The organism is Acinetobacter sp. GSS19, assembly GCF_028621895.1.
Lineage (GTDB): Bacteria > Pseudomonadota > Gammaproteobacteria > Pseudomonadales > Moraxellaceae > Acinetobacter.
Genome location: NZ_CP117520.1, coordinates 39,174 through 61,553, shown reverse-complemented (window position 1 = coordinate 61,553; position 22,380 = coordinate 39,174). Strand labels below are relative to the sequence as shown.

The window sequence follows — 22,380 nt, the reverse complement described above, 5'->3', positions numbered from 1 at the left end:
AACTTTTATTTAATCTCAGCAATTATTAAAGTAGTATCGTCAACTTTCAAAGTTCCTCTTTTTCGACAAACTCCAACTAATTTATTAAACTTTTGGTGATTTATTTTTTTAAAAATGCGTATTAAACGATCATGTTTAATAACTGTCATAGCTCTATCAAACCAATCTGCAAGAGCATCAGTAGCACATATAGCGATTATAGATTGATAGCAGCCATCTAATGGCAGAGTTAAATAATGATTAGAATTTTCTTCACTAAAATCAATATCATTATTTAAATCCATTTTTGTAGATAAAAGATTCGGATTTGAGTGAAAATCTGGTATATCGAATGTTGGTATATACTCATAAATTCCATTTTTTTCACCAAAGAAAAAAATAAAACTATCACCAAACAATCTTACAATTATTTCTTTGCGTGTTTCATCGAGACAAAAGCTTACTAGGGTAGTAAAGCTTCCCCGTTGGTAAGAAGATAGTTTAGACCAGCTCATATTATTAAAATCATGTTCTACAACATATTTTTTTATAGCTAATTTTAACCAATCTTCATTTAAATTATGATTTTCGATAAAAGAATCACATATGAGTCTTGCCCATAATTTAGAATTGTAAGACTCAGTCGCGCCATCACATAGAACTAATTTTGTATGATCCTCAGAAAAAGCAAATGCATCTTCATTTGCTTTTTCTTCACCAATTTCTTTTGGATGAGATCCTTGAAAAATTACTTTCATTATCGTAATTGAGATGCTCTAGTACCAATATCGAAGAAGTCAACAATATCTGAAGCTTCGGCATTAAAAATAAAGCCTCTTGATTCACCACTCACCTTAAATCCTTTATCTTGTGCATATCCAATCAAATGGGGTGGTAATTGACTAGACATTCTAAATAACATTTTAGCGTAAGTATCTGGCAATATATGTTCACTAGATGGCAGAACAATTGGTGAGTTGCTTAAAGCACTAACATGTAAATTATAAATAAGAACAGAACCATCATTAGTTCCGATTTGACTTAAATGATGAGCAATTTCTTCTGGATCACCATCGTTTGATTCACCATCAGTAACGTGCAAAATAGTTGGGGGATAACTATCTGGATGAGCATCACACCAATTCGCTAATTCTTCAGCAGCTTTAGTTAAAGCTGCTCGCATTGGAGTTCCACCATTAGCAGTTGGTTCAAACCACATTGGAAATTTAACTGAAATTTCTACAATCCCACCAGCACCATCATCCATTTTACGTTTACGATCTTCAATTCTTAATGGATTTTGTTCAAGTAAAGAAATAGGATTCATCACTTGATTACCTAAGGTTCCACTAAAACCATTAGTAACCCCTTGGTGACCATAACCTAAAACACCAATATCAAAATAATCGCGAATTCCCTCAGACTTTGAACAACGTGTAATTAACTCCATTAAAGTTTTGTTGAGAACATCAGAGACAAATTCAGCTTTAGTTTTTCCAGATGACATTTTGTCCATCATAGAGCCAGACTGATCCACTAAAAATAAAAATGCTGTTGGTGACGTTCTACTGATTTGGGCTTCATGGGTCATTTTATTCTCTCTTATAAGAAATATTAGATGATTTAGAGGGTTATCATAAAGAGTTAGTAATATTTTTTCTATGATCGTATTCTTTGTATAGCTCATATTTTGAGAATGGTCTGCTACCTCTCTCCTAAATAAATATTTTGGACTGCCACCACTCTCCTAGACAAATTTCGTCTATTTTTGATCGGCTCTCATGTTTAACGAAAAATGAATTGCTACTGATTTTTATTCCATTGGTTTCCGTCTAAGTAACGCATTTTTTTTGCTGTAGCTTTTGCAGAACTTAGGCAAAAATACTGTTGAAATTTAAACACATAAAATAATTAAGCGTTTTATACCTTTGTTTTAATTTAAAAAATTTTATTGGCACGGTAATTGTACCTATCTGTTGGATGAAAATATCAAATACCAAGGAAACAGACATGGCCAAACGTCAAATTAAACTCGGGGCTTTTATTCCGGCAACTTCCCAACATGCTGCCGGCTGGCGGCATCCTGAATCACGCCCGCAGGATCATCTGAATATTGATTACCTGATTGAGCTTGCAAAAACCGCAGAACGTGGCTTATTTGATGCTTATTTTCTGGCAGATGGCTTATCGGTCCGCTGGGGTAATGCAAAAGAAGGGCAACGAGGGTTAGGTGATAAACCGGTAGGTTTTGAACCTGTTACCTTGTTTGCTGCATTGTCTACAGTTACTCAAAATCTTGGCTTTATTGCAACAGCCTCGACCACATATGAAGACCCTTATCTCTTGGCACGTAAATTTGCCTCTTTAGATCATATTTCTAAAGGCCGTGCTGGTTGGAATGTAGTGACTACGGCTTCACCCGATACTGCACGCAATTTCAGTCTGGAAAAACATCCTGACCCTAAAACCCGTTATCAACGTGCGCATGAATTTATTGAAGTGACCCAAAAACTGTGGGATTCTTGGGAAGATGATGCTTTTATTTATGATAAAAGCACAGGAGAATTTTTCCATGCAGATAAAGTGCATGAGCCACTGCATACGGGTCAATATTTCAACGTTCAAGGTCCGTTGAATGTCTCTCGCCCACCGCAAGGTTATCCTGTCATCGTTCAAGCAGGCCAGTCCGAGGAGGGGCGTGAACTGGCCGGAAAATATGCCGAAGTGATCTTTACTGCTCAGCAAAACCTGCAAGATGCGCAAGAGTTCTATCGTGATGTGAAAAACCGTTTATTAAAATACGGCCGCCATCCAGATGACTTGAAAATCATGCCAGGAGTTTCCATTTTTGTGGCAAAAACAGAAGAAGAAGCTAAAGAAAAATATGAGTTCTTAAATAACTTAATCCATCCGAAAGTTGGTTTGACACTACTTTCAGGTTTATCTGGTGGGATTAACCTAGAGAAATATGATCTGGATGCACCATTCCCAACACTGGAAGATGCTGATCTCAACTTCTCTAGTCGCCAGCAGATGATGATTGATATTGCTCGCCGCCATCACTTTAGCATCCGTCAACTGTATCAATACATTGCTTCAGCACGGGGACACTGGACTCTGGTGGGTACGCCTGAGCAGGTCGTCGATCAGCTACAGGAATGGTTTGAAAATGAAGGCGCTGATGGCTTTAACATCTTACCTCCTACCACCCCTGCCGGTCTGAATGACTTCGTCGATTTTATCGTACCTGAATTACAGCGTCGGGGTCTATTCCGCACTGAATATGAAGGCAGCACCTTACGTGAAAACCTTGGCCTCAAACGTCCAGAAAATCAGTATGTCGCTGCACGGAAACTGAATAAAGTCGCCTCATAAGCAAATAATAAAATGCCCTTCGGGGCATTTTTTATATCCCTCACAGACCTGCTAATCAAAAATAATACACTACAAAAAAGCCTGCGAACGCAGGCTTTTTAGGGGTAAATTTAAACTGCTACCAAGCAAACTGATAATCTGAAAACTGCTTCGGTGCCTGAAGCAGCACATCTTTGCTAGGATCGCTAAAGTCCTGCAAAATATTATTTTTAATGTTATGCAAACGTACATCTTCACGCTTACGTGGATGTGGAACAGGAACATTCACAATACGTTTGATCCGGCCCGGATGTGGCTGCATCACTACCACACGATCGCCCAAAAAGACTGCTTCTTCCACATCGTGAGTCACAATGATCATGGTGATTTTTTCAGTTTGCCAGATTCGCTGTAACTCATCCTGCAAATTCTGGCGTGTCAAAGCATCCAAGGCACCAAAAGGCTCATCCAGCAATAGAATTTTTGGACGATTCACCAAACTACGCGCAATGGCAACCCTTTGATTCATCCCTCCCGATAACTGTGAAGGATAGGCATTTTTGAAATTACTGAGATTCACCAGTTCCAGATGCTCATCAATAATTTTATTTTCTTCAGCATGGCTTAAATTGCTTTTATGCAGTGCAATGCGGATATTTTCCCGGACACTCAACCAAGGAAACAGACGGTGATCCTGAAACACAATCCCGCGGTTTAAGCTGGTACCAAAGGCTTTTTTACCATCAACCAAGATAGTTCCCTGATACTGGTTTTCCAGACCGACCAGCAATCGTAACAAAGTAGACTTTCCACACCCACTACTGCCAACAATACTTATGAATTCCCCAGGCTTGATCTCCAGGTTAATTCCGTCTAGCACTACCAGGTCTTCACTATTTTGCGAAGGATACCTTTTACTTAACTGTTGAATCGATAAAGAACCAAGATCTTGCTGCGACATCGTTTACTCCTTGTATTGATCTAAATCAGACTTGGATCTAAAGCTTGGCCAATGAGACTTCGGTAGATTTAATTAAGACGACCACTTCTGAACCAATTTTCAAGTCTAAATCCTGAACGGAGCGTGTGCTGATAATAGAAGTAAAGATACCGGCTTTAGTTTCTACATTAATTTCTGAAACTACGCTGCCTGTTACAATTTCTTGAATAACGCCTTTGAACTGGTTACGAACATTGACTGAGGTAATTGCCATTATATTTAACTCTTTTGTTTATGATGAGCCTACTATAAAATATTTTATATAAAGTATTTATCTTGATTTAATATTAGATTATTTATACTGATTTTATATTTTTATGCTTAGTTTTTTATAAAAACTTATTGGGTATTTGGATAATAAAATACTGATTTATTATTTATGAAAGTAAATTAAATGTTCCATGATTGATAATATTTAATAATTAATTGAAAGCATATGTCTATTTTTACTCATCCGATTATAAGCCAGACACGGAGAAATGAACGCGCTACGGCTACTGTTTTTGAGGATCCTCGGTCCAAAGCCTTACTGGACAGGATCAAACAGATTGCCCCGAGTGACGCAAATGCATTGATTATTGGCGAGACTGGCACAGGTAAAGAACTGGTAGCACGTCAAATTCATGATCTGAGTTATCGTGCCAAGGGGCCGTTTATTGCGGTCAATTGTGGCGCTTTGACTGAGTCTCTCGCAGAAAGCGAGCTGTTCGGACATGAAAAAGGCGCTTTTACCGGAGCGATCCATCAGCGTATCGGCTGGTTTGAGGCAGCACATAATGGCACCTTATTTCTGGATGAAATTGGCGATCTGTCGTTACCGATGCAGGTGAAATTATTAAGGATTTTACAAGAAAGGGAAATTATTCGGGTGGGGTCTTTAAAGCCGATCCCGATTAATGTCCGCATCATTGCTGCGACCAATGTGGATCTAGAAAAAGCGGTCATCGAAGGAAAGTTCCGTGAGGATTTATTCTATCGTTTATATGTGGCCTTACTACGCATTCCACGCTTGGCAGACCGTCGCGCAGATATCCTGCCGCTGGCCAAATTCTTTGTAGAACGCTATCAGACCAATCCACACCAGACCCCGTTGCGCATTTCCTCTTTAGCTGCGAAAAAGCTCATTCAACATCGTTGGCCAGGCAATATCCGTGAGCTAGAAAATACCATTCAGCATGCGATTCTGGTCAGTCAAAATGGGGTAATTGAGCCAGAAGATATCAATTTTTCGAACCTAGTCATCGGGAATGGTCAATCTTCCGGATTTTTACCACACAGCTCTTCTATTGCTGCAGATTCAAATTCAGCAATTCATCATCTGCAAGATGCTGAACAATTATTGCAAAACACGTTTAGACAGTTATTTGAGTCATCAACACACTTAACCGATCTTAACATTAATGAACTTATAGAAAAACAGTTTATCCGTAGTGCATATGCATACTGTCAATATAATCAGGTGCATACAGCCAAGTTGCTCGGTGTAACACGTAATGTTGTGCGAACCCGTTTATTAAAACATGGCCTGATTTAAGTATGCTGGATAGCGTCAGATGATTTATTTTAAAATTTAAATAAATATTAAAAACCCGTTTTATTTAAAACGGGTTTTTATTAAATTATTCAACTGGGTTTTTCTTCCATTTTGTGAAATATTTTTCGAAGCCAATTAAAATATAATTGAAGCTTAATCCAACTAGAGTAATCACTAATATTCCAACAAACATTTGTGGAATTTCAAAACTGAACTGGGAATACATAATCAGATAGCCAAGACCAGCTTTAGCTCCAAACATCTCCACGGCAACAAGGGCCAAGATCGAAATAGCCCCGGCCAGACGGATGCCGACAAAAATTGTAGGGACTGAAGCGGGCAAGATCACTTTTCTAAACAGTTGATGAGGTTTTAAACCCATGGTTCGCGCGGATTTGATCAACAAAGGGTCTACAGTCTGTACACCCGTAATGGTATTCAGCAGAATCGGCCAAGTGCAGGCATAGACTAGCAAACTGATTTTAGAGGCTTCACCTATCCCCAGAAACAGTATAAATAAAGGCATTAAAGCCAAGGCCGTAGTATTACGGAACAATTCCAGCAAGGGATTTAATGTTTCAGCCACCAACTTATACCAGCCAATGACCAACCCCAAAGGGATGGCGATCACTAGGGCCAATGCAAAACCGATGATGGAGCGGCGAATACTAGCCAGAAAATGCGTGCCGAGTTGTCCACTTTGATAGAGCTGCCATGCACTATCTAGAACAGTTGATAATGGCGGTAAAAATGCAGAACTGACCACCCCAAAGCGTGGCAGACTCTCCCAGAGCGCCAGGAATAGTAATATAGCGATACTGCGTTTAAATACGATATTCAGTAGTGTAAACCGTAAACTAGGCTTGATACCGCTATAAGTTTCGTCATAGGTCAAAGTTTGTTTCGTTATACTCATTTTTGATCCCTCGATTTGCTTATGAATGCACAAGCTGTTTGTCTTTTCGAGTGCCTGCGCCTTAATGACCTCCTCACTCAGCAGTGACCAGATTTGATGACGTAACTGACCGTATGCTGGGGTTGAGCGAATATCTTCGGCATTGCTTTTCAGACTTTCAGGAATTGTAATGACCTCTTTAATTCGCCCCGGGCGAGAGGTCATAATCGCGACACGCTGACTCAAGAAAATAGCTTCATCAATACTGTGAGTAATAAACACAATAGTCTTTTGGAAGATTGCCAGATTTTAATCAGCTCTTCCTGTAAGGTTTCACGCGTCTGGGCATCCAGTGCGGCAAAAGGTTCATCCATCAATAAAATTTCAGGTTCATAGGCCAGACTGCGAGCAATTGCCACGCGCTGTTTCATCCCGCCGGAGAGTTCATTTGGATAATGTTTCTCAAAGCCAGCTAGACCGACCAGTTTTAAATAATATTCTGCCTTGGCACGTCGAGTTTGTTTGTCGACTCCTTTGGCTTCCAACCCAAATTCAATATTTTCCAGTGCTGTCAACCAAGGGTAAAGGGCGTATTGTTGGAACACGATGCCTCGATCGAGGCCTGGCTGGGTGATTTGTTTGCCACTTAGCAAAATCTGTCCGGAGGAGGGTTTGGTCAGACCTGCAATCAGGTCCAGTAAAGTTGATTTACCACAACCACTCGGTCCGACAATAGAAACAAACTCACCTTGCTGGATGTCCAAAGTGATATTTTCAACAGCGACAAATTCAGGTTTATAATGTTTACTGTTGGGATGATTTTGTGCGGGAAATACCTTGCGCACATGATCTAAATTTAAAGCACTTGTCATGCTAATAATCCTTATATTCTTAATTTTTTAAATTTGCATATGGGTTAAATTGATTGCTATATAGTGTGCTCACCTGAATTTGCCCTGGTTTTAATTTCTGCTCATTGACCAAAGCATCCACCCAAGGTTGAAAGTCTGCATCTTTTTGCACCCCACCCAACTCAGCAACACCGGTTCCAGTATAGAAAGGGATCAGCACTTTCGTTTCATTACGCTGGCGTTTATCAATGATGCTTTCCATCCGAGCGATGACTTGTTCTTTGGGAGTGTGGTGTAGCCAGTCCTGAGCACGAGCAATACCACTGACAAAAATTCTGGCTAACTCTGGATTCTGCTCAATAAAGTCACGACGCATCGCATAGCTTCCAGCGGTAAACGGTCCATACAGCTCAATATCCTTGAAGATCGGGCGTACCCCTCCAGTCTTCAGTGCACGTTTTTCCAAAATGCCTGAAAACACGGCAATATCAATCTGACCATTGCGTAGTGCCTGTTCCGTACTGACCGGAGGTAATACGATCAGTTCAACTTCGCGAATTTCAGCTGGCGTGAGGCCGTGGCGAGCCAGATAGTCTTTGATGACAAACTCATAATGAGCACCAAAGGCATTTACTGCGACCTTTTTACCAATGAAGTCACGTGCTGTCCGAATCGGACTGTCTTCTAATACATAAAACCGACATTCATGTCCTGGTCACTGCCGTATGAAGCCACGACAGGTACCACATCTAGACCAGCAGCGATGACTTTGACGACTGCACCATTAAAGGCTGAAGCAAAGTCAACATCACCGGCCACTAGAGTCAATAAGTCCTGAGGTCCGCCCTGTACAGTTCCAACATAGTCCAGTTTGACATCTTTGAAATAACCCAGATCCTGAGCAAGCTCAGGCAAGGACACCAGCCCCGGATAGCTTTGATAACGTAAAGTCTGAGTCGTCTTGGCCGTATTATGATCCACCTGCGAGGTGCTACAACCCATCGCCACACAACCACCTATCAATACAGAAACGAGTGCTTTATGCCAGTTTTTAGGAAGTATTCTCATCGTTATTCCTCCTCAAGATGGTCGCTTCCAGCGAAATACACGCTTTTCAACTTTTGCCAGAATAGAGTTCAGGATCACACCGACCAAACCAATCAGCAGCATGCCAAAAATGATCAGTTCGACATCAAAAGCCTGACGGCCCTGAATCACGATATTGCCGAGACCATTGCCATAGTTGGCCAGTAAAAATTCTGAACCGATGGTCGCCAACCATGCGAAAATCAGACCCATCTGTAAGCCCACAAAGATCTGTGCTGAAGCCCCCGGCAGGATCAGCTTGCGAAAGGCATAGCTTCTTGGAAACTCATACACTTGCGCCACTTCACGGTATTTATGCGAAATACTGCTCACACCTTCGAATGTATGGAGTGCAACTGGATAAAAACCGATAGGCTGATGAATAAAATCTTGGCTAGATGTCCTTCACCTAAGAAAGTTGAAACCAAAGGTAGCCAGGCAAAGAGTGAAATCTGACGCAATAGATGAAAGCTTGGTGCAAATAGCCAGTTCGAGAGTTTGATACACCGATCGCTATTCCAAATAGCACACCTGTTGTCGCCCCGATAAAATAGCCGCTAAAATTACGCAGCAGACTTTCAACCAGGCCGTTTAAAAAGTCCGGTTGTGGTAATACTGCGATGGCCTTGGATAGCACTGCTTGCGGAGATGGAATCAATTTGGGATTCAGCCAGTCCAATGCGGAAGCAAATGCCCATAGAACAATAAATAGAATTGGAAGAGCTAAAGCCTTCAGCATTTTGGCAATCACAGGACTCACACTGTCACGATTAAAAAAAGTTGATTGGCTCATCACTTATCCTCCTACTCGAGTGGCGTAGAAACGGCTGATCTGTTCTACTTTGGCTAAAACTGTGTCAAGAATGAAGCCAGTTAGGCCAATCAAAATAATGGCCATAAAAATTAGATCCATCTGCATCAATTGACGGCCCCAGACCATCAGAAAGCCAATACCCTCACTGCTAGCCAGTAACTCAACAAATACTAGTGCTAACCAGGCTTGCATAATGCCCTGACGCAGTCCACTAATGACACTGGGTAGAGCCGCAGGAAAAATCACATTCTTTAACTTCTGCAGATTGCTGTATTGATAGACTTCTGCCACTTCCAGCAGTGAACGTGGCACCTGAGCAATCCCTTTATAGGTTGCGATCAGGACAGCAGGAAAGACAGCCAGTGAAATTGCAGCAATTTTCAGAGCTTCATCAATCCCCAAAAAGATCATCAATAACGGAATCCAGCCGACAATCGGGAACTGCGCCACTAGATTGATGGTCGGAAAAACATAATCACGGCTACGTCGCATCAGTGCTAGCCAAGTCCCTAGGATGATTCCGACACCAGATCCCAGCAAGACGCTCCAAAGAATCCGTTTGGCACTGATCTGGAAATGGAATTGCAATTCCCCTTCTTGCCACAGTTCAACAGTGCTTTGCCAGACCAGTGCTGGCGGTGGCAAGATTTGCTCAGGTAACCAGAGCTTGATGGAGGCAACGTACCAAAGCCCGAGGACTAATACCGGACACAGCAAACCACAAGCCAACTGTAAGGTTCCATTCAGATTTTTTTCATAAAAGCAAAATGTTTAGATTGCTACGCCCCTGAACTGAAGCTGCTGATACATCACTTAGGCTCATGATTATTTTCCCTCTACCATGTGTTGCTCAGGTTTCTGTACTAAGAATTGCTGAAAGACCTGATTTTTGAATAAACATAGGATCAAGGCCAAAAACGCCAGTCCTATCGGAAGAAATAAATTTTGCAGACCGATGCTGGCTCCAAACGCTGCACCGAGAAAACCGCCCAACAAGCCACCGACTGGTCCAACCAGGGCTAAAATAGGAGAAACTTTTGCCATTTCGGTTTGTTCACCGACTTTGGCAAATGACATAAAATTTGCGATATGCAGCATGCCAAGCCCGAGGCCCAACATAAGTGAGGCCGGCCATAACCAGAAACTGATCGTGCTGAATGCCAGCAGTAATAAACCACTACCAATCAGGCTGAGACCGATTAAATAAAATTTGTAATACCCTAACCATTCGGCCAGGCTACCCATCGTGAAGAGCGACCCGACAAAAACCAGACCTTGTGTGGTGAGCAACATTACGGCAGTAGACTCAGACAAGGAAAACCTTGAATCGCGATTACAACAATGAAAAAACCAAAATAGTTGTTGGCAATACTGCTTAATAGCTCAAATAGACAGACCATCCGCAAGGCGATATGACTCTTTAGCAGATATAGCGGGGCAATCACTTCTTGCCATTGGAAATTGCCCTGCCCTTCAGTTGAGTATTTTTGCTGGAAGCATAAGGGCGCAAAAATAAGTGCTGTCATAAACAGGCTGGCCACCCAGTAAAAACTACCTGGATAACCAAAATGCTCAATGAGTAGCACCGTCAAAGTCGGGGCGATCAGGAAGAAACCCATCATATGCGAGCCACGAAACCATCCTGCACGTGTAGGTCCTAACAGTCTTAAATTGCTCAGAAATACCGTGTTAATTGATACAAAACGCATCGGCAAAATGAAACTGACCAGTGCAGTGCAGATCATCAGATACCAGGCATCAGCCTGTAGTGGAGTCAATGCGTACATTACAGCACCCATTAAACTCCCAAAACTAAAGACCTTTAATGAACCCAGTCGCTTGACCAGCACACCAATAGGCAAAGCCATGATCAGGATTCCAATACTCTGTGCAGCCGAGATCAGTCCCAGCTGCAGCTCAGAAGCATTCAGTTGCACGGCATACAGTGAGGTGAGTACACGGGCAACCCCGACACCAAGCCCTGCAAAAATAGTTAGGCTAATAAAGCTGCCCATAAATCGCAGGCTTAGTGTGGAGGTGGATGTATCCAGTGAAGTCATATGCCACTGCTCAACTTATTTCGGCTGACCATTGGCATTAAATGCACGCCAATAATTCTGTAAATTGAGTTCTTTTAAAGCATTGTTAAGGTATTTCGGTTCATACCAGGTTTTGGTATCTACATCACGGCGAATGAGTTTGGCATTTTTAGCAATCTTTAAAGCTTCATCAATTTGTGCACGATGAAACTCGTCCAGTAATGGCGAAGTACGGTCTTTCAGATTCCAGCCATCCCAGGTTTTTTGATAATCAACCAGTGGAATACCGCTTTGTGACCACAGCTTATACTGGGTGACACGGTTGGCTTCTTCCGAGCTCCACTTTGCCTGTTTGATCAGCGTGGTAACGACACGCTGCGTCACTTCTGGATATTGTTTTTCAAAACTTTCAGTTACCCAGAAATGGGCAATTGGTGCGACTTTGGGATCTTTAATTTCCACAAGGCTTTTGGCTACACCCCGGGAAACCAGACTAAAGGGTGAAGTAATCGCAGCGTCAATATCCCCAGTGGCAAGTGCTGTACGCGCAGAGTAAGCATCTTGTGAAATCACCCGTAAATCACGTTCAGTAAAGCCATATTTAGCCAGGACGCGGTTAAAAACAATCTGTTGATTTGTCCCTTTAAAGATTGAAAACTTCTTGCCCTTTAAGTCTGCAAATGACTTGGCATTTGAGCCAGCAGGAACTACTACATAGGTTGGGCCAAAGCGGCCAGTTGAAAATAGCACCTTGGTTTTAAGACCTGTTGAACGACCCACTAATGACGGCAAGTCCCCATGTAAAGCAAAATCGACTTTACCGTTGGCTAAGGCTTCATTGGTGGCAGGTCCTGCACCCGGAAAGAATAACCATTTCACCGCAATGCCATCTTTCTTGAATTCCTGTTCCAGCACACCACGTAAATGTGCCGAAGCAACAAAGCTCCCGCCTGTTTTGGCTTACCGCCTTCACCGGCACCCGACATAGAAATGCGGATTTCTTTCGGATTGGCTGCATTGATTTGCAGGCTTAAACCGAGTGCGGAGAGGGCTAAAAATGTTGCTGCAATTTTTTTAGAAAAAAGTTTCATTAAATCTGTTCCTTAACAATAAAAATTAAAAGGTGTACTGGAATTGCGCCTGCAATTCGTTGGTATCTTTTTGGGTTGCAGTCTCAATGTCATAGATGTAGTGATTGAGCTGTAACTGGAATTTGGTGGTTTGTGCAAAAAACAGGTTTAAGCCAAGTGAATGAATGTCATATTCACCTATACGGCCACTTGCGCTATCGAGATAATCTTTCTGATTTTTATTCGGGTTATAGCTGTCATAACGGTAGTAACCCTGAACCGATTTCGGCCAGAAATCATCAAACTTGGCATTGGATTTAATGCTGTTATAGAACTGGTCACCCAAGGTATAGAACGCAGTAACGGTATGACCTTCAGCTTTGGCTTCTTTAACCGCAGGCACGGTCGTATCGATGTAATCGGTTTTGCCTTGCAAATATTCATAGGTCACGCCAAACGGTGCGTGGTTGTAATACACATCAAAACCCAGACGATCACGTTTGGCCTTGTTGTCGCTAATGCCTGAGCCGGATAATTTTGCTTCGCCTTTAATATAGGAAGCACCGAATTTCAGCTCGCGAAGCCAGCTGGCATAATCCACAGGTAAGGTAAATGCCACGCGACCGATATAATCTTTGCTATTGTTGTCATCGGTCTTGTTACTGCCATTACCGTTGGTCACCCCAAGCGCGTATTCAAACAACGGTGCACGATAGTTCGCGCCATAGTCCACAAATGGCTTGACATCGCCACGCACAATCAAGCCATTTTGACGGGTAAATAAACCCAAATACGTCGGCGCAGTTGCCGTGGTAATAGTTGGACGTAAATCTTCCGGAGATTGCACGTCCAGACCAAATGGCAAGAGCTGTTGACCCAAAGTCAGGTTCAGCTTGGGAACTTCTGCACCGCCATTGGTGGAAAATACGTGATAGCGCAGGTAAGCATCCAGCAAGTTAAAATTACTGTTGTTGCTGCCATCATTACGTTTTGAATAACCAAAAGAGGCTTGGTAATCGAGGTTTTTACCTTCGTTATAATCTTTAAACAAGTTACCGCGCACACCCAGCAATGCCGTACCCACATCGAAGCTTGATTTCGGTGTATTGGGTGCTGTGTTATTGTCCTGCACATTGGCACGCAGTTGCACCGTACCGAATAAAGTCGTATCGCGGGTCGACTTCACGGTTTGACGTTCGTACTGACGAGACTGGTCATATTTATAGTTTTCGATATCGGCTCTTAAACCTTCAATATCGTCGGATGTTGCAGGGGTCGCTTCAGCCGTTAGGTCTCTTCACCAGTTTCGCTGTCTTGATCCGTCAGCACTTCGCTGTTATCTGCATTCACAGTGGTTGGAACAACTGCTTTTTTGTGGATGTCGAACTTTGCACTTCCACTGCATTTAAACGCTGTTGTAAAACTTCAATCTGCTTTTGAGTCCCTCCAATTGCTTGTTGAGAGTGGCATCCTGGGCAAAGCTAAAACTCGATGTCGTCGTCAGAATAAATCCAATCGCAACAGTTAAACTCGTCTTTCTCATTGTTACATTCACTTCATCTATTGTTTTAAATACAAAATTTCTACCCCATGCCAAAGGCATGAGGTTGTTTCAATTTTCCGAGTAGTTAGGTTTAAGCGGCCTGATTGTTTTTCAGTTTGTGTTCAACTCGCGTGCCCTTGAAGAAATCAGGATTATTGGCGGTATAGAACTGGTATGGGTTGGTGAACACCAAGGCCTTAAAGTCTTCTGCCGTAATCGCGCCTTCTTGCACCAAGTCCCAAGTTTCTGCCAACGGCTCAGTTAATTCAGGCACATCCCAATGGCCTGAATCTGATGAATAGAGCGCATTAATTTTTGGCCAAATGGATTGCCTTTAGGATTCAAAGCACCGACGATTGTTCGGTCATCTGCCTCGTTTCCGAAGTAAAAGTTTGGTACCCAACGATCCCAGATATCTTGTTTTGTCTGGATTTTTGCCAAAGCAAAATCATTAATTTCATCAGGTTTCTGTGCCTGGAAACGAGAAGTTCCAACTACACCAAACAGACTTTCTACGATTTCAGTGTCAGTAAGATCACGACCTTTATAGAGCGTGTGACCATATTGACGATACAATTCGATAGCTAGCTCACGGTTGAGACGTTCCGGATTATATTGGTGCACATGCTCATTGCCTCGTTTTTCAAAACGGTCGACTAAATGCGTTAAGACATTTTGACCCCATGCTGCACCCCCTTCTAACAAGGCGATACGCAACTGTGGAATACGCTCAGTAACACCACCAAAGAACAAAGCTTTTGCCAATGCTTCAGAAGCATCTGCAAAATGGTTGATATGGTTGAACATATAATTCGTAGGTGAATTACGTGCTACCCAGCTCTGACTGCCTGAATGCGTTGACAGGTTAATACCTAGGTCTACACTCTTTTGCCAGAACGGGTCATAGTCATATTCACTATCAATCCCAAAAAAATCTAACCAATAAGCGTAGCGACGCAGATCAGCATCTTCAGGATATCGATCTGCAATAGATTTAATTGGACGACGTACCGAACCTGGAATTAACGCTGTTTTTAAGCCTAACTTTTGAGCGAATTCTAACTCTTCAATTCCTTCTTGTGGCGTATGTAGTGGAATTGCAGCCACTGGGGTTAATCGGTCAGAATAAGGCTGATAAATATCGGCATGAAAATGGTTAATTGCGCGCGTAATGGATATACGCAAATCATCATTAGATGAATTGATTGGGAATAAAGATAGATTTGGATAAAGCACAGCGTAGTCAGTACCCAACTCTTCTAAACGCTCATACAAGAGGCCGGGTAAAGCAATGGTTGCCAAATCATATGTATTTTCAGATGGTAGCGCCCAGAAAGGTGGACGGAATAGTCGACGGTCTTTACGCTCTTGTGGCGTTGCACTATACCATTCTGCAGCTAAGCCATTCAGGCCATTATCTTTTAAATGTGTTCTGAATAGATCTACCACACTTGAACCACCATATTGTGCAATGTAGTCCTCAAGTGCTGGGCTGTAGGCATTAGTATGAATGTCCGTATCAATCACTGGAAAATCAAGCTGAGAACGCACTTGAGCAGCACGCGATTGTTTTGCCTTTAAATCTTTTAAAACTGTCATGGTTAATTACCTAAATTTTAATTTTTTCGTATTCTCTATATGGCAACAACCATGCCAAAATAATAACTAATTGTTTTTATTTATTTTTATTTAAAAACACCAACAAATTATGTTTGTTTTCAATCGTTTTTCATGTTGTTTTTTCAACACTTGCTTATAACAAATCAGCTTTAATATCTATTTAGCTTTCTATCTTTTAGATAAGTATCTCTCTTTATAAAGCGGTCAATAAATATAAAAATCGATTTTGCTGAGATACCATAAAAATCCAATACCAAACCTAACATCGGTTCCTCTAATAAGCACCGTAATGCTTCAGTGAATAATAATAAGATTGTCTTATTGATAAGGCTTTTTATGTAGCTAAGACCACATGCATCACAGCAATTGTGGACGTTAAGCAGAAATGACAGGGTAAAAATTAAGAAAGCAAAGCAGATATCCTGCTGAACTTTGTCGCCTGATTGACAGATTTTCTATATTTGGCTTGGCAGACTGTATTCATCAACTGATGTTGAAAAGACGATCAAAATAGTTTTTTTAGGATAATAAGTCATGAGTCAAATTGAATACCAAGCTTACCAACATTTATTAGTGCAACCGTTGACGGGACGTATCGGCGCGGAAATTCAGGGCATCAAACTGAGTGGTGAGCTGGATAAGGAAGTAGTTGCTGAAATTAACCAGGCTTTGCTGCAATACAAGGTCATCTTTTTCCGTGAACAGCAACATCTGACTGATCTTGAGCAGGAATCCTTTGCTGCACTTTTGGGTACACCATTGAATCATCCAAGTGTTCCTGTAAAGGATGGTACGGCACATACCTTGTCTATTGATTCACGCGGTGGTCGTGCCGATTCCTGGCATACCGATATTACCTTCCTGGAAAATTATCCGAAAGCTACCATCCTGCGCAATGTGGTTGCACCCGAAGTAGGTGGCGATACGGTCTGGGCCAACACCACCAGTGCCTATGAGGATCTAACCCTGAATTACAAGCATTGGCCGACCAGCTACGTGCTGTACACAGCAATGACTATGATTATGCGGGCAATGTGTCTTCATACCGTAGTAAGGAGCATCAGGACCTGTTTAGAACCGCAGTCGAAATTGAAACTGAGCATCCTCTTGTACGAGTGCATCCTGAATCGGGCGAGAAAACCCTAGTGCTAGGTCATTTCTTTAAACGCTTCAGTGGTTATAACAGCGAAGATTCTCGCCGCCTGTTCGATCTGTTCCAGCGCCATATTACTCAGCTGGAAAATGTGGTGCGTTGGCGCTGGGCGGTTGGAGATGTTGCGATCTGGGATAACCGAGCAACGCAGCACCGTGCCATTAACGATTATGGGGATGCCTTACGTGTGGCCACCCGTGTCACCATTGAAGGAGATATTCCGGTGGGTGTAGATGGTCAGCCAAGCAAAGTCCTGAAGAGCGTGGTGAATAAGGATATTTCTAATCTACGTTCGGAAGAAGGCCGTATTTACGAAAAAGCCTCGTAAGGTCGCTTTTACAGCACCTAAAACAAGAATAACAATAGCCAAAAAAATTGGTTGGATGCATGATGAGCAGGACCTAGTATCGCAAGATATTTGGTCCTTTTTTGATGAGATATGTTTGCCCTATCCACTCATTTTTCCCTTGCGACAAGCCTGGAACAGGTATTACAACAGGATGAGGTTTTTCGCGGTTTTTCTGGAGAAGCCAAACAGTGCTTATTACGCCATGCCAAATATCGGCGTTTTTGGGCGGAACAGCTGATTTTGCGGCAACAACAACAAGCGAATGATCTATATGTTTTGCTCGAAGGTACCTTGCAGGTTGGCTGGTTGCAGGAAAATGGCCAACTCAAAATGGCTGATTATATGAGTCACTCATCCGCGTTTAATCTGGTACCTTTTTTCCAGAAGTTGCCGATGGATTATGATTTTATTGCGCTGGATCGGGTCGCGATTGCGATAATAGATGGTCCAGTTTTTTTACAATTGCTGCAACGCGAACCGCAAGCCATGTGGCGGATGATCGGCTTACTGAGCCAGCGGATGTCTCGGCTATTCAGTGAACAGCGCTATTTGCATAATGCTTCGTTGGAACAGCGTCTGGCTTGGCATCTGGTGAAATTTTGTGAACAATATGGTGTCCCGCATTTGCATGGCATCCGGCTACGTCTGAAAATTTCCCAACAGGATTTTGCCGAGTTGCTCAATGTCTCCCGCCAGACCTTAAACAAAATCGTGAAAAGCTTTCGGCAGCAACATATGCTTGAGTGGCGTTATCATCAGGTAGTGATTTGGGATCTGGAACAGCTGAAAAAATTGAGCCAGTTTTAAATCGCAAACCGTTAAAGCTTATAAAACTACATGAATATGGGACTACCACCACTCCCCTAGACAAATTTCGTCTATTCTTGGACTTCCACCGCTCCTACTCTGCAAAAAGAATCGACGAAACATGTCCAGAATGGAAATCACATTCTAGTTTTAGGCATCAACCAATAAATCTTCGTGATATTTACTCCTTAGAGATTGCTCAAAATCAACTCATTTAATCAACAACATGCACAAAAAGCTGGCGTAGAAATGTATTAAAAATATCTATAAATGTGCATGTTGCACATGTTGTAAAGGGCGTATTGCTTAAAAGTAACCCTATTTTAAAGCGGCACGGCTCTTGCAAACTCAGGTGTATTCAAGAATAGCGCAAGAGACTGGAGCTAAAAATGAGTACACATGAAGAAAGTCCACTGACCGAAACACCCCAAGCCAATCGAAAAGGATTGTTTCCGATTGCAATGGTGCTGTTTAGTTTTACTTTTTTTACCGGCACTATGTTTGCTGGTGGCAAAATTGGCGTCGCATTTAATTTTGTTGACCTCCTCTGGATCACGGCAATTGGTAACCTGTTACTGGCTCTCTATGCTGCATCACTTGGTTTAATTTCCGCCCGCAGTGGTTTAAATACGGTATTAATGGGGCGGTTCTGCTTTGGTAATTTAGGCAGCAAACTCTCCGACTTTTTATTGGGTTTTGCTGAACTGGGCTGGTATGCCTGGGGAACTGCAACACTGGCTATTTCGCTGGTGAAAATTGTTGGGATGCCAGAAAGCTGGGTAATACCATTAATGGTGCTGTTCGGTTTACTCTTCTCAGTGACCGCACTGGTTGGTTTTAAAGGGCTGGAATACCTGTCACGGGTTTCAATTCCATTGATGTTTATCCTGCTCATTACCTCAATTGTATTGGCCACCAAAGAAATTGGCGGCTGGACCGGCTTGACTGCTGTTAAGCCAACGGAAACCATGACGTTCTCTACCGCTGTAACCATCGTATTTGGTACGTTTGCCAGTGGCGCAACACAAATCACCAACTGGACCCGTATGTCGAAAAACGGCAAGATCGCAGTATGGGCATGTCTGATCAGCTTTGTCATTGGTAACGGTTTGATGGTCTTGGCAGGTGCCTGGATGGCGATTGTTTACCAACAAGCTGACATTGTAGAGGTTCTAGTATTGCAAGGCCTATCTGTCGCAGCAGTGATTATGCTGTGCATGAACTTGTGGACTATTCAAGGCCCAACCATCTATAACGTGTCCGCAGCAGCATGCCATTTAGTACGTAGCGAACGTCGTAAAACCATGACTATCCTGGCGGCGATTGTGGGGATTGTGCTGGCTGTCGCAGGCATGTATGAGTTGTTATTGCCATTCCTGTTGTTACTCGGTGCGATCATCCCACCTGTAGGTGGCGTCATCATGGCAGATTACTGGGTTCGCTACAAAGGTCAATATCCTTTGCTGAATGATGTAGAACTGCCAAATTTTAACTGGAATGGTCTGATAGCTTATAGCATCGGTGCGATCGTGGCGTATAACTCTCCCTGGATTGCCCTGATTGTCGGGATTGTGGTTGCTTCCGTATGTTATGTGGTGTTGATCCGTTTATTTCCAGCAAAATCGGCTGAAAAATCAGCACAAGTGATGACAGGACCATCAGTATGAGTATGACGGTGCAAGAGGTACTGGAACTACCACAGTTGTATGAACTGCGGCTGCGGGCAGGTGCCGATCATGTGCACCGTCTGGTTCGCTGGTTCTATGTCGCCGAGAACGAAGGAATTTCCGACTGGATTGAAGGTGGTGAACTGGTATTTATTACCGGTATCAATCAGGTACGGGATGAAGCCAACCTGCTAGATCTATTAGATCAGGCTGCTACCAAAAACGTAGCAGGTATTGTGATCTTGACCGGTACCGATTTTATTCGTGAGATTCCCGCCACAGTGCTGGAAAAGGCCGATACACTCGGATTACCCCTGATTGAACAGCCTTACCACCTCAAGCTAGTGGAACTGACCCATGTGATTGGAACCCGCTTGGTACAGCTGTCGCAAATCAAGAAGTCTGCAGAGGACGTGGTGAGCCAGCTGTTACTGGGCCAGTATCCATCACTGGAAACCATTCAGTTGCGGGCACAGCAGTTGGGTTTACCCTTGTTAGGGCAACATGTGGTGGCAGTGGTTCGTTTGAGTAATGTGCAAGACTTTTTTCAGGATAGTGGTGCACAACACAAAACCCATGATCTGTACCAGAAAACAGGCCTGTTATGAACATCTGGAAAGCTGGAGAAAACAGCATGAACAGGTTTTCCCTATTGTTCCGCAGGGAGAGCAGTTTAGTTTGGTTCTATCCTTGCAGGATCAGGATCTGAATTTCTGGTTCCAGGCTCTGTCGGCATTGGTTTCTGCTTTGCGCGAGTCTGAATCCGATCTCAAGTTGTATGTTGGACTTTCCACCGAAGTGAATTCTGCCGTTGCCTTTCAGCGCGGCTACTGGGAAGCCTGTCAGGCTGAAGAAATTGCCGCAGATTTAAAGACCAGTTCCGGTGTCTGCCTGTATAACGAACTGGGCGTGCTCAGATTGATCAAGGCAATTCCAAACAAGGCCGTTACCCAGCAACTAATGAATGAAACGCTCGGCTGCCTGATTGAGCCAGAAAAAACAGCCCTATCTGCTGATTGAAACCTTGGATGCCTGGTTAAAGGAAAGTGGCAATGCCATTCAAGCAGCTGCCCGGCTGGGTATTCACCGCAATACCCTGAACCAGCGTATCCAAAAATTGAAGCATTAACCGGACAATCATTGGGCAATCCCAATTTCCGTTTGAATGCTTCTGTTGCCCTATTAATTTGGCAAATATCCCATGATTAGAGAAAAGAATATGAAAGTGATCAATGCAACCTTACGTAAAAAGACCGGTTTATTCACCATCAGCTATCACAATGGCGTAATTGATGCGATTGAGCCACAGGCCGGGTTACTAACCCTCGAAGGAGCTGACGTGATTGATGCGAAACAGCAGTTACTGATGTCACCACTGGTTGATCCACACATTCATCTGGATGCTGTACTGACCGCGGGTGAGCCGGAATGGAATATGTCCGGAACCCTGTTTGAAGGAATTGAACGCTGGGCACAACGCAAGGCCAGCATTACCTTTGAAGACACAAAACAACGTGCAAAACAGACCATCGACATGCTGGTGGCGCATGGCATTCAGCATGTGCGTACCCATGTCGACATTACCGATCCGCAATTGACCGGATTGCAAGCCATGCTTGAGGTCAAGAATGAAGTCAAGGATGTGGTGAATCTGCAGATCGTGGCCTTCCCGCAAGAAGGCATTGAGTCCTATAAAAATGGCCGTGTACTGCTAGAAAAAGCCTTACAGATGGGGGCCGATGTGGTCGGGGGGATTCCTCATTTTGAATATACCCGTGACAAAGGCGTGAGTTCCGTGCATTACCTGATGGACTTGGCCGAAAAATACAATGTACTGGTGGATGTCCATTGCGATGAAATCGATGATCCGAACTCACGTTTCCTGGAAGTATTGGCCGATGAAGCACTGGTCAGAAACATGGGCGAACGTGTCACGGCCAGTCACACCACAGCCATGGGCTCTTATGACAATGCCTACTGCTATAAACTGTTCCGTTTGCTGAAGCGTTCAAAAATCAACTTTATTTCCTGCCCGACCGAAAGCATCCATTTACAGGGCCGCTTTGACAGCTATCCAAAACGTCGTGGTCTGACCCGCGTGGCGGAGATTAACCGTGCTGGCATGAACATCTGTTTTGCGCAGGACTCGATCCGAGATCCATGGTATCCGGTCGGCAATGGCAATATCTTACGCATTCTGGATGCCGGTTTGCATATCTGTCACATGCTAGGCTATGAAGACCTGCAGAACTGTCTGGATCTAATCTCGGACAATTCTGCCAAAACCATGTGCCTGGGCGATCAATATGGCATCGAAGTGGGCAAACCGGCGAGCTTTATCCTGTTCAATGCCAAGAATGATTATGAGGTTGTCGCGAATCAGGCCAAGGCGGTGCTCAGTGTGCGTCATGGCAACATCATCATGCAGCGTCAGGAAGATCAGGTGCAATTATTGTCTGTTACCACGCCTGCTCAACAGGATGTTGCGACTACGCGTTTAGCGATTGGCGTCTAATTCAATAGGTAAAACAACACACTAAAAATATCTGATCCGAATGAAAGATATTTTTCGATGAACTGATCCAGCGGGTAGGCAAAATCCGGATATATAAACAAGCG

25 protein-coding genes and 2 pseudogenes are annotated in these 22,380 nt (G+C 43.2%); 9 read left to right on the top strand and 18 right to left on the bottom strand.

The genetic code is table 11. From position 1 onward, the window contains the following. Positions 1 to 5: 5 nt before the first annotated feature. The gene (locus PGW99_RS00360; RefSeq protein WP_273777989.1) at positions 6 to 737 is read right to left on the bottom strand and encodes a hypothetical protein; all 732 of its coding nucleotides are present in this window, start codon (positions 735 to 737) and stop codon (positions 6 to 8) included. After that, entirely contained in the window at positions 737 to 1,570 is an 834-nt protein-coding gene (locus PGW99_RS00355) for a vWA domain-containing protein (RefSeq protein ID WP_273777986.1), read from the bottom strand. Before PGW99_RS00355 ends, PGW99_RS00360 begins: the two co-directional genes overlap by 1 nt. A 419-nt stretch (positions 1,571 to 1,989) precedes the next feature. Here PGW99_RS00355 and PGW99_RS00350 point away from each other — a divergent pair, with 419 nt between their 5' ends. Then, positions 1,990 to 3,354: an LLM class flavin-dependent oxidoreductase gene (locus PGW99_RS00350; protein ID WP_273778089.1), complete on the top strand. Its 1,365-nt coding sequence runs from the start codon at positions 1,990 to 1,992 to the stop codon at positions 3,352 to 3,354. Between the two features lie 118 nt (positions 3,355 to 3,472). Here PGW99_RS00350 and PGW99_RS00345 read toward each other — a convergent pair whose 3' ends face one another. Both PGW99_RS00345 and PGW99_RS00340 read right to left on the bottom strand, forming a co-directional pair. Continuing rightward, entirely contained in the window at positions 3,473 to 4,294 is an 822-nt protein-coding gene (locus tag PGW99_RS00345; RefSeq protein ID WP_273778087.1) for an ABC transporter ATP-binding protein, read from the bottom strand. 37 nt (positions 4,295 to 4,331) lie between these two features. Continuing rightward, the gene (locus tag PGW99_RS00340) at positions 4,332 to 4,547 is read right to left on the bottom strand and encodes a TOBE domain-containing protein (RefSeq protein WP_273777979.1); all 216 of its coding nucleotides are present in this window, start codon (positions 4,545 to 4,547) and stop codon (positions 4,332 to 4,334) included. 222 nt (positions 4,548 to 4,769) lie between these two features. On the opposite strand from PGW99_RS00340, the gene PGW99_RS00335 reads away from it, so the two are divergent. Further along, entirely contained in the window at positions 4,770 to 5,867 is a 1,098-nt protein-coding gene (locus PGW99_RS00335; RefSeq protein ID WP_273778085.1) for a sigma-54 interaction domain-containing protein, read from the top strand. 85 nt (positions 5,868 to 5,952) lie between these two features. Here PGW99_RS00335 and PGW99_RS00330 read toward each other — a convergent pair whose 3' ends face one another. From PGW99_RS00330 to PGW99_RS00265, 14 genes and pseudogenes are all read right to left on the bottom strand, one after another. After that, the gene (locus PGW99_RS00330) at positions 5,953 to 6,783 is read right to left on the bottom strand and encodes an ABC transporter permease (protein ID WP_273777978.1); all 831 of its coding nucleotides are present in this window, start codon (positions 6,781 to 6,783) and stop codon (positions 5,953 to 5,955) included. A 221-nt stretch (positions 6,784 to 7,004) separates the two neighbouring features. Then, entirely contained in the window at positions 7,005 to 7,634 is a 630-nt protein-coding gene (locus tag PGW99_RS00325) for an ABC transporter ATP-binding protein (protein WP_273778082.1), read from the bottom strand. Positions 7,635 to 7,653: 19 nt separating this feature from the next. Further along, positions 7,654 to 8,265, bottom strand: a complete 612-nt coding sequence (locus tag PGW99_RS00320) for an ABC transporter substrate-binding protein (RefSeq protein ID WP_273779511.1) — start codon at positions 8,263 to 8,265, stop codon at positions 7,654 to 7,656. Positions 8,266 to 8,297: 32 nt separating this feature from the next. Further along, positions 8,298 to 8,681: a hypothetical protein gene (locus PGW99_RS00315; RefSeq protein WP_273778081.1), complete on the bottom strand. Its 384-nt coding sequence runs from the start codon at positions 8,679 to 8,681 to the stop codon at positions 8,298 to 8,300. Between the two features lie 12 nt (positions 8,682 to 8,693). Further along, a complete protein-coding gene (locus PGW99_RS00310; RefSeq protein WP_273778079.1) occupies positions 8,694 to 9,032 on the bottom strand; it encodes an ABC transporter permease in 339 nt (112 codons plus the stop codon). 76 nt (positions 9,033 to 9,108) lie between these two features. Further along, positions 9,109 to 9,492: a hypothetical protein gene (locus PGW99_RS00305; protein WP_273778078.1), complete on the bottom strand. Its 384-nt coding sequence runs from the start codon at positions 9,490 to 9,492 to the stop codon at positions 9,109 to 9,111. A 3-nt stretch (positions 9,493 to 9,495) separates the two neighbouring features. Then, positions 9,496 to 10,242 carry an ABC transporter permease gene (locus PGW99_RS00300; protein ID WP_273778077.1) on the bottom strand — a complete coding sequence of 249 codons (747 nt, stop codon included), beginning with the start codon at positions 10,240 to 10,242 and terminating at the stop codon, positions 9,496 to 9,498. Between the two features lie 96 nt (positions 10,243 to 10,338). After that, positions 10,339 to 10,827: an MFS transporter gene (locus tag PGW99_RS00295; protein ID WP_273778076.1), complete on the bottom strand. Its 489-nt coding sequence runs from the start codon at positions 10,825 to 10,827 to the stop codon at positions 10,339 to 10,341. Next, positions 10,806 to 11,573 carry an MFS transporter gene (locus tag PGW99_RS00290; protein ID WP_273778074.1) on the bottom strand — a complete coding sequence of 256 codons (768 nt, stop codon included), beginning with the start codon at positions 11,571 to 11,573 and terminating at the stop codon, positions 10,806 to 10,808. The genes PGW99_RS00295 and PGW99_RS00290 overlap by 22 nt, the downstream gene beginning before the upstream one ends. A gap of 15 nt (positions 11,574 to 11,588) precedes the next feature. Beyond that, the gene (locus PGW99_RS00285; RefSeq protein ID WP_273778073.1) at positions 11,589 to 12,467 is read right to left on the bottom strand and encodes an ABC transporter substrate-binding protein; all 879 of its coding nucleotides are present in this window, start codon (positions 12,465 to 12,467) and stop codon (positions 11,589 to 11,591) included. Next, positions 12,428 to 12,643: a hypothetical protein gene (locus tag PGW99_RS00280; RefSeq protein WP_273778072.1), complete on the bottom strand. Its 216-nt coding sequence runs from the start codon at positions 12,641 to 12,643 to the stop codon at positions 12,428 to 12,430. The genes PGW99_RS00285 and PGW99_RS00280 overlap by 40 nt, the downstream gene beginning before the upstream one ends. 25 nt (positions 12,644 to 12,668) lie before the next feature. Next, positions 12,669 to 13,892, bottom strand: a pseudogene (locus PGW99_RS00275) (DUF3138 domain-containing protein); the annotation flags it as partial. Between the two features lie 364 nt (positions 13,893 to 14,256). Continuing rightward, positions 14,257 to 14,439, bottom strand: a complete 183-nt coding sequence (locus PGW99_RS00270; protein WP_273778070.1) for a hypothetical protein — start codon at positions 14,437 to 14,439, stop codon at positions 14,257 to 14,259. After that, positions 14,427 to 15,764, bottom strand: a complete 1,338-nt coding sequence (locus PGW99_RS00265; RefSeq protein WP_273778068.1) for an amidohydrolase family protein — start codon at positions 15,762 to 15,764, stop codon at positions 14,427 to 14,429. Before PGW99_RS00265 ends, PGW99_RS00270 begins: the two co-directional genes overlap by 13 nt. Before the next feature lie 555 nt (positions 15,765 to 16,319). Here PGW99_RS00265 and PGW99_RS00260 point away from each other — a divergent pair. The 7 genes and pseudogenes from PGW99_RS00260 to codA all read left to right on the top strand — a co-directional run bounded on the left by PGW99_RS00260 (position 16,320) and on the right by codA (position 22,276). Then, positions 16,320 to 17,266 (top strand): annotated as a pseudogene (locus PGW99_RS00260) (TauD/TfdA dioxygenase family protein). 111 nt (positions 17,267 to 17,377) lie between these two features. Then, positions 17,378 to 18,094 (top strand): Crp/Fnr family transcriptional regulator, encoded by a 717-nt coding sequence (locus PGW99_RS00255; RefSeq protein ID WP_273777964.1) that lies wholly within the window; start codon positions 17,378 to 17,380, stop codon positions 18,092 to 18,094. Between the two features lie 389 nt (positions 18,095 to 18,483). After that, on the top strand, positions 18,484 to 19,761 hold the full coding sequence (gene codB, locus PGW99_RS00250) for a cytosine permease (RefSeq protein WP_273778065.1): 1,278 nt from the start codon (positions 18,484 to 18,486) through the stop codon (positions 19,759 to 19,761). After that, positions 19,758 to 20,369, top strand: a complete 612-nt coding sequence (locus PGW99_RS00245) for a PucR family transcriptional regulator ligand-binding domain-containing protein (protein ID WP_273778063.1) — start codon at positions 19,758 to 19,760, stop codon at positions 20,367 to 20,369. The genes codB and PGW99_RS00245 overlap by 4 nt, the downstream gene beginning before the upstream one ends. Beyond that, on the top strand, positions 20,338 to 20,781 hold the full coding sequence (locus PGW99_RS00240; RefSeq protein WP_273778061.1) for a hypothetical protein: 444 nt from the start codon (positions 20,338 to 20,340) through the stop codon (positions 20,779 to 20,781). Before PGW99_RS00245 ends, PGW99_RS00240 begins: the two co-directional genes overlap by 32 nt. Further along, entirely contained in the window at positions 20,747 to 20,890 is a 144-nt protein-coding gene (locus tag PGW99_RS00235) for a helix-turn-helix domain-containing protein (protein ID WP_273778059.1), read from the top strand. Before PGW99_RS00240 ends, PGW99_RS00235 begins: the two co-directional genes overlap by 35 nt. Before the next feature lie 90 nt (positions 20,891 to 20,980). After that, positions 20,981 to 22,276, top strand: coding sequence for a cytosine deaminase (codA, locus tag PGW99_RS00230; protein ID WP_273778058.1), 1,296 nt, complete (start codon positions 20,981 to 20,983; stop codon positions 22,274 to 22,276). Positions 22,277 to 22,380: the final 104 nt, after the last annotated feature.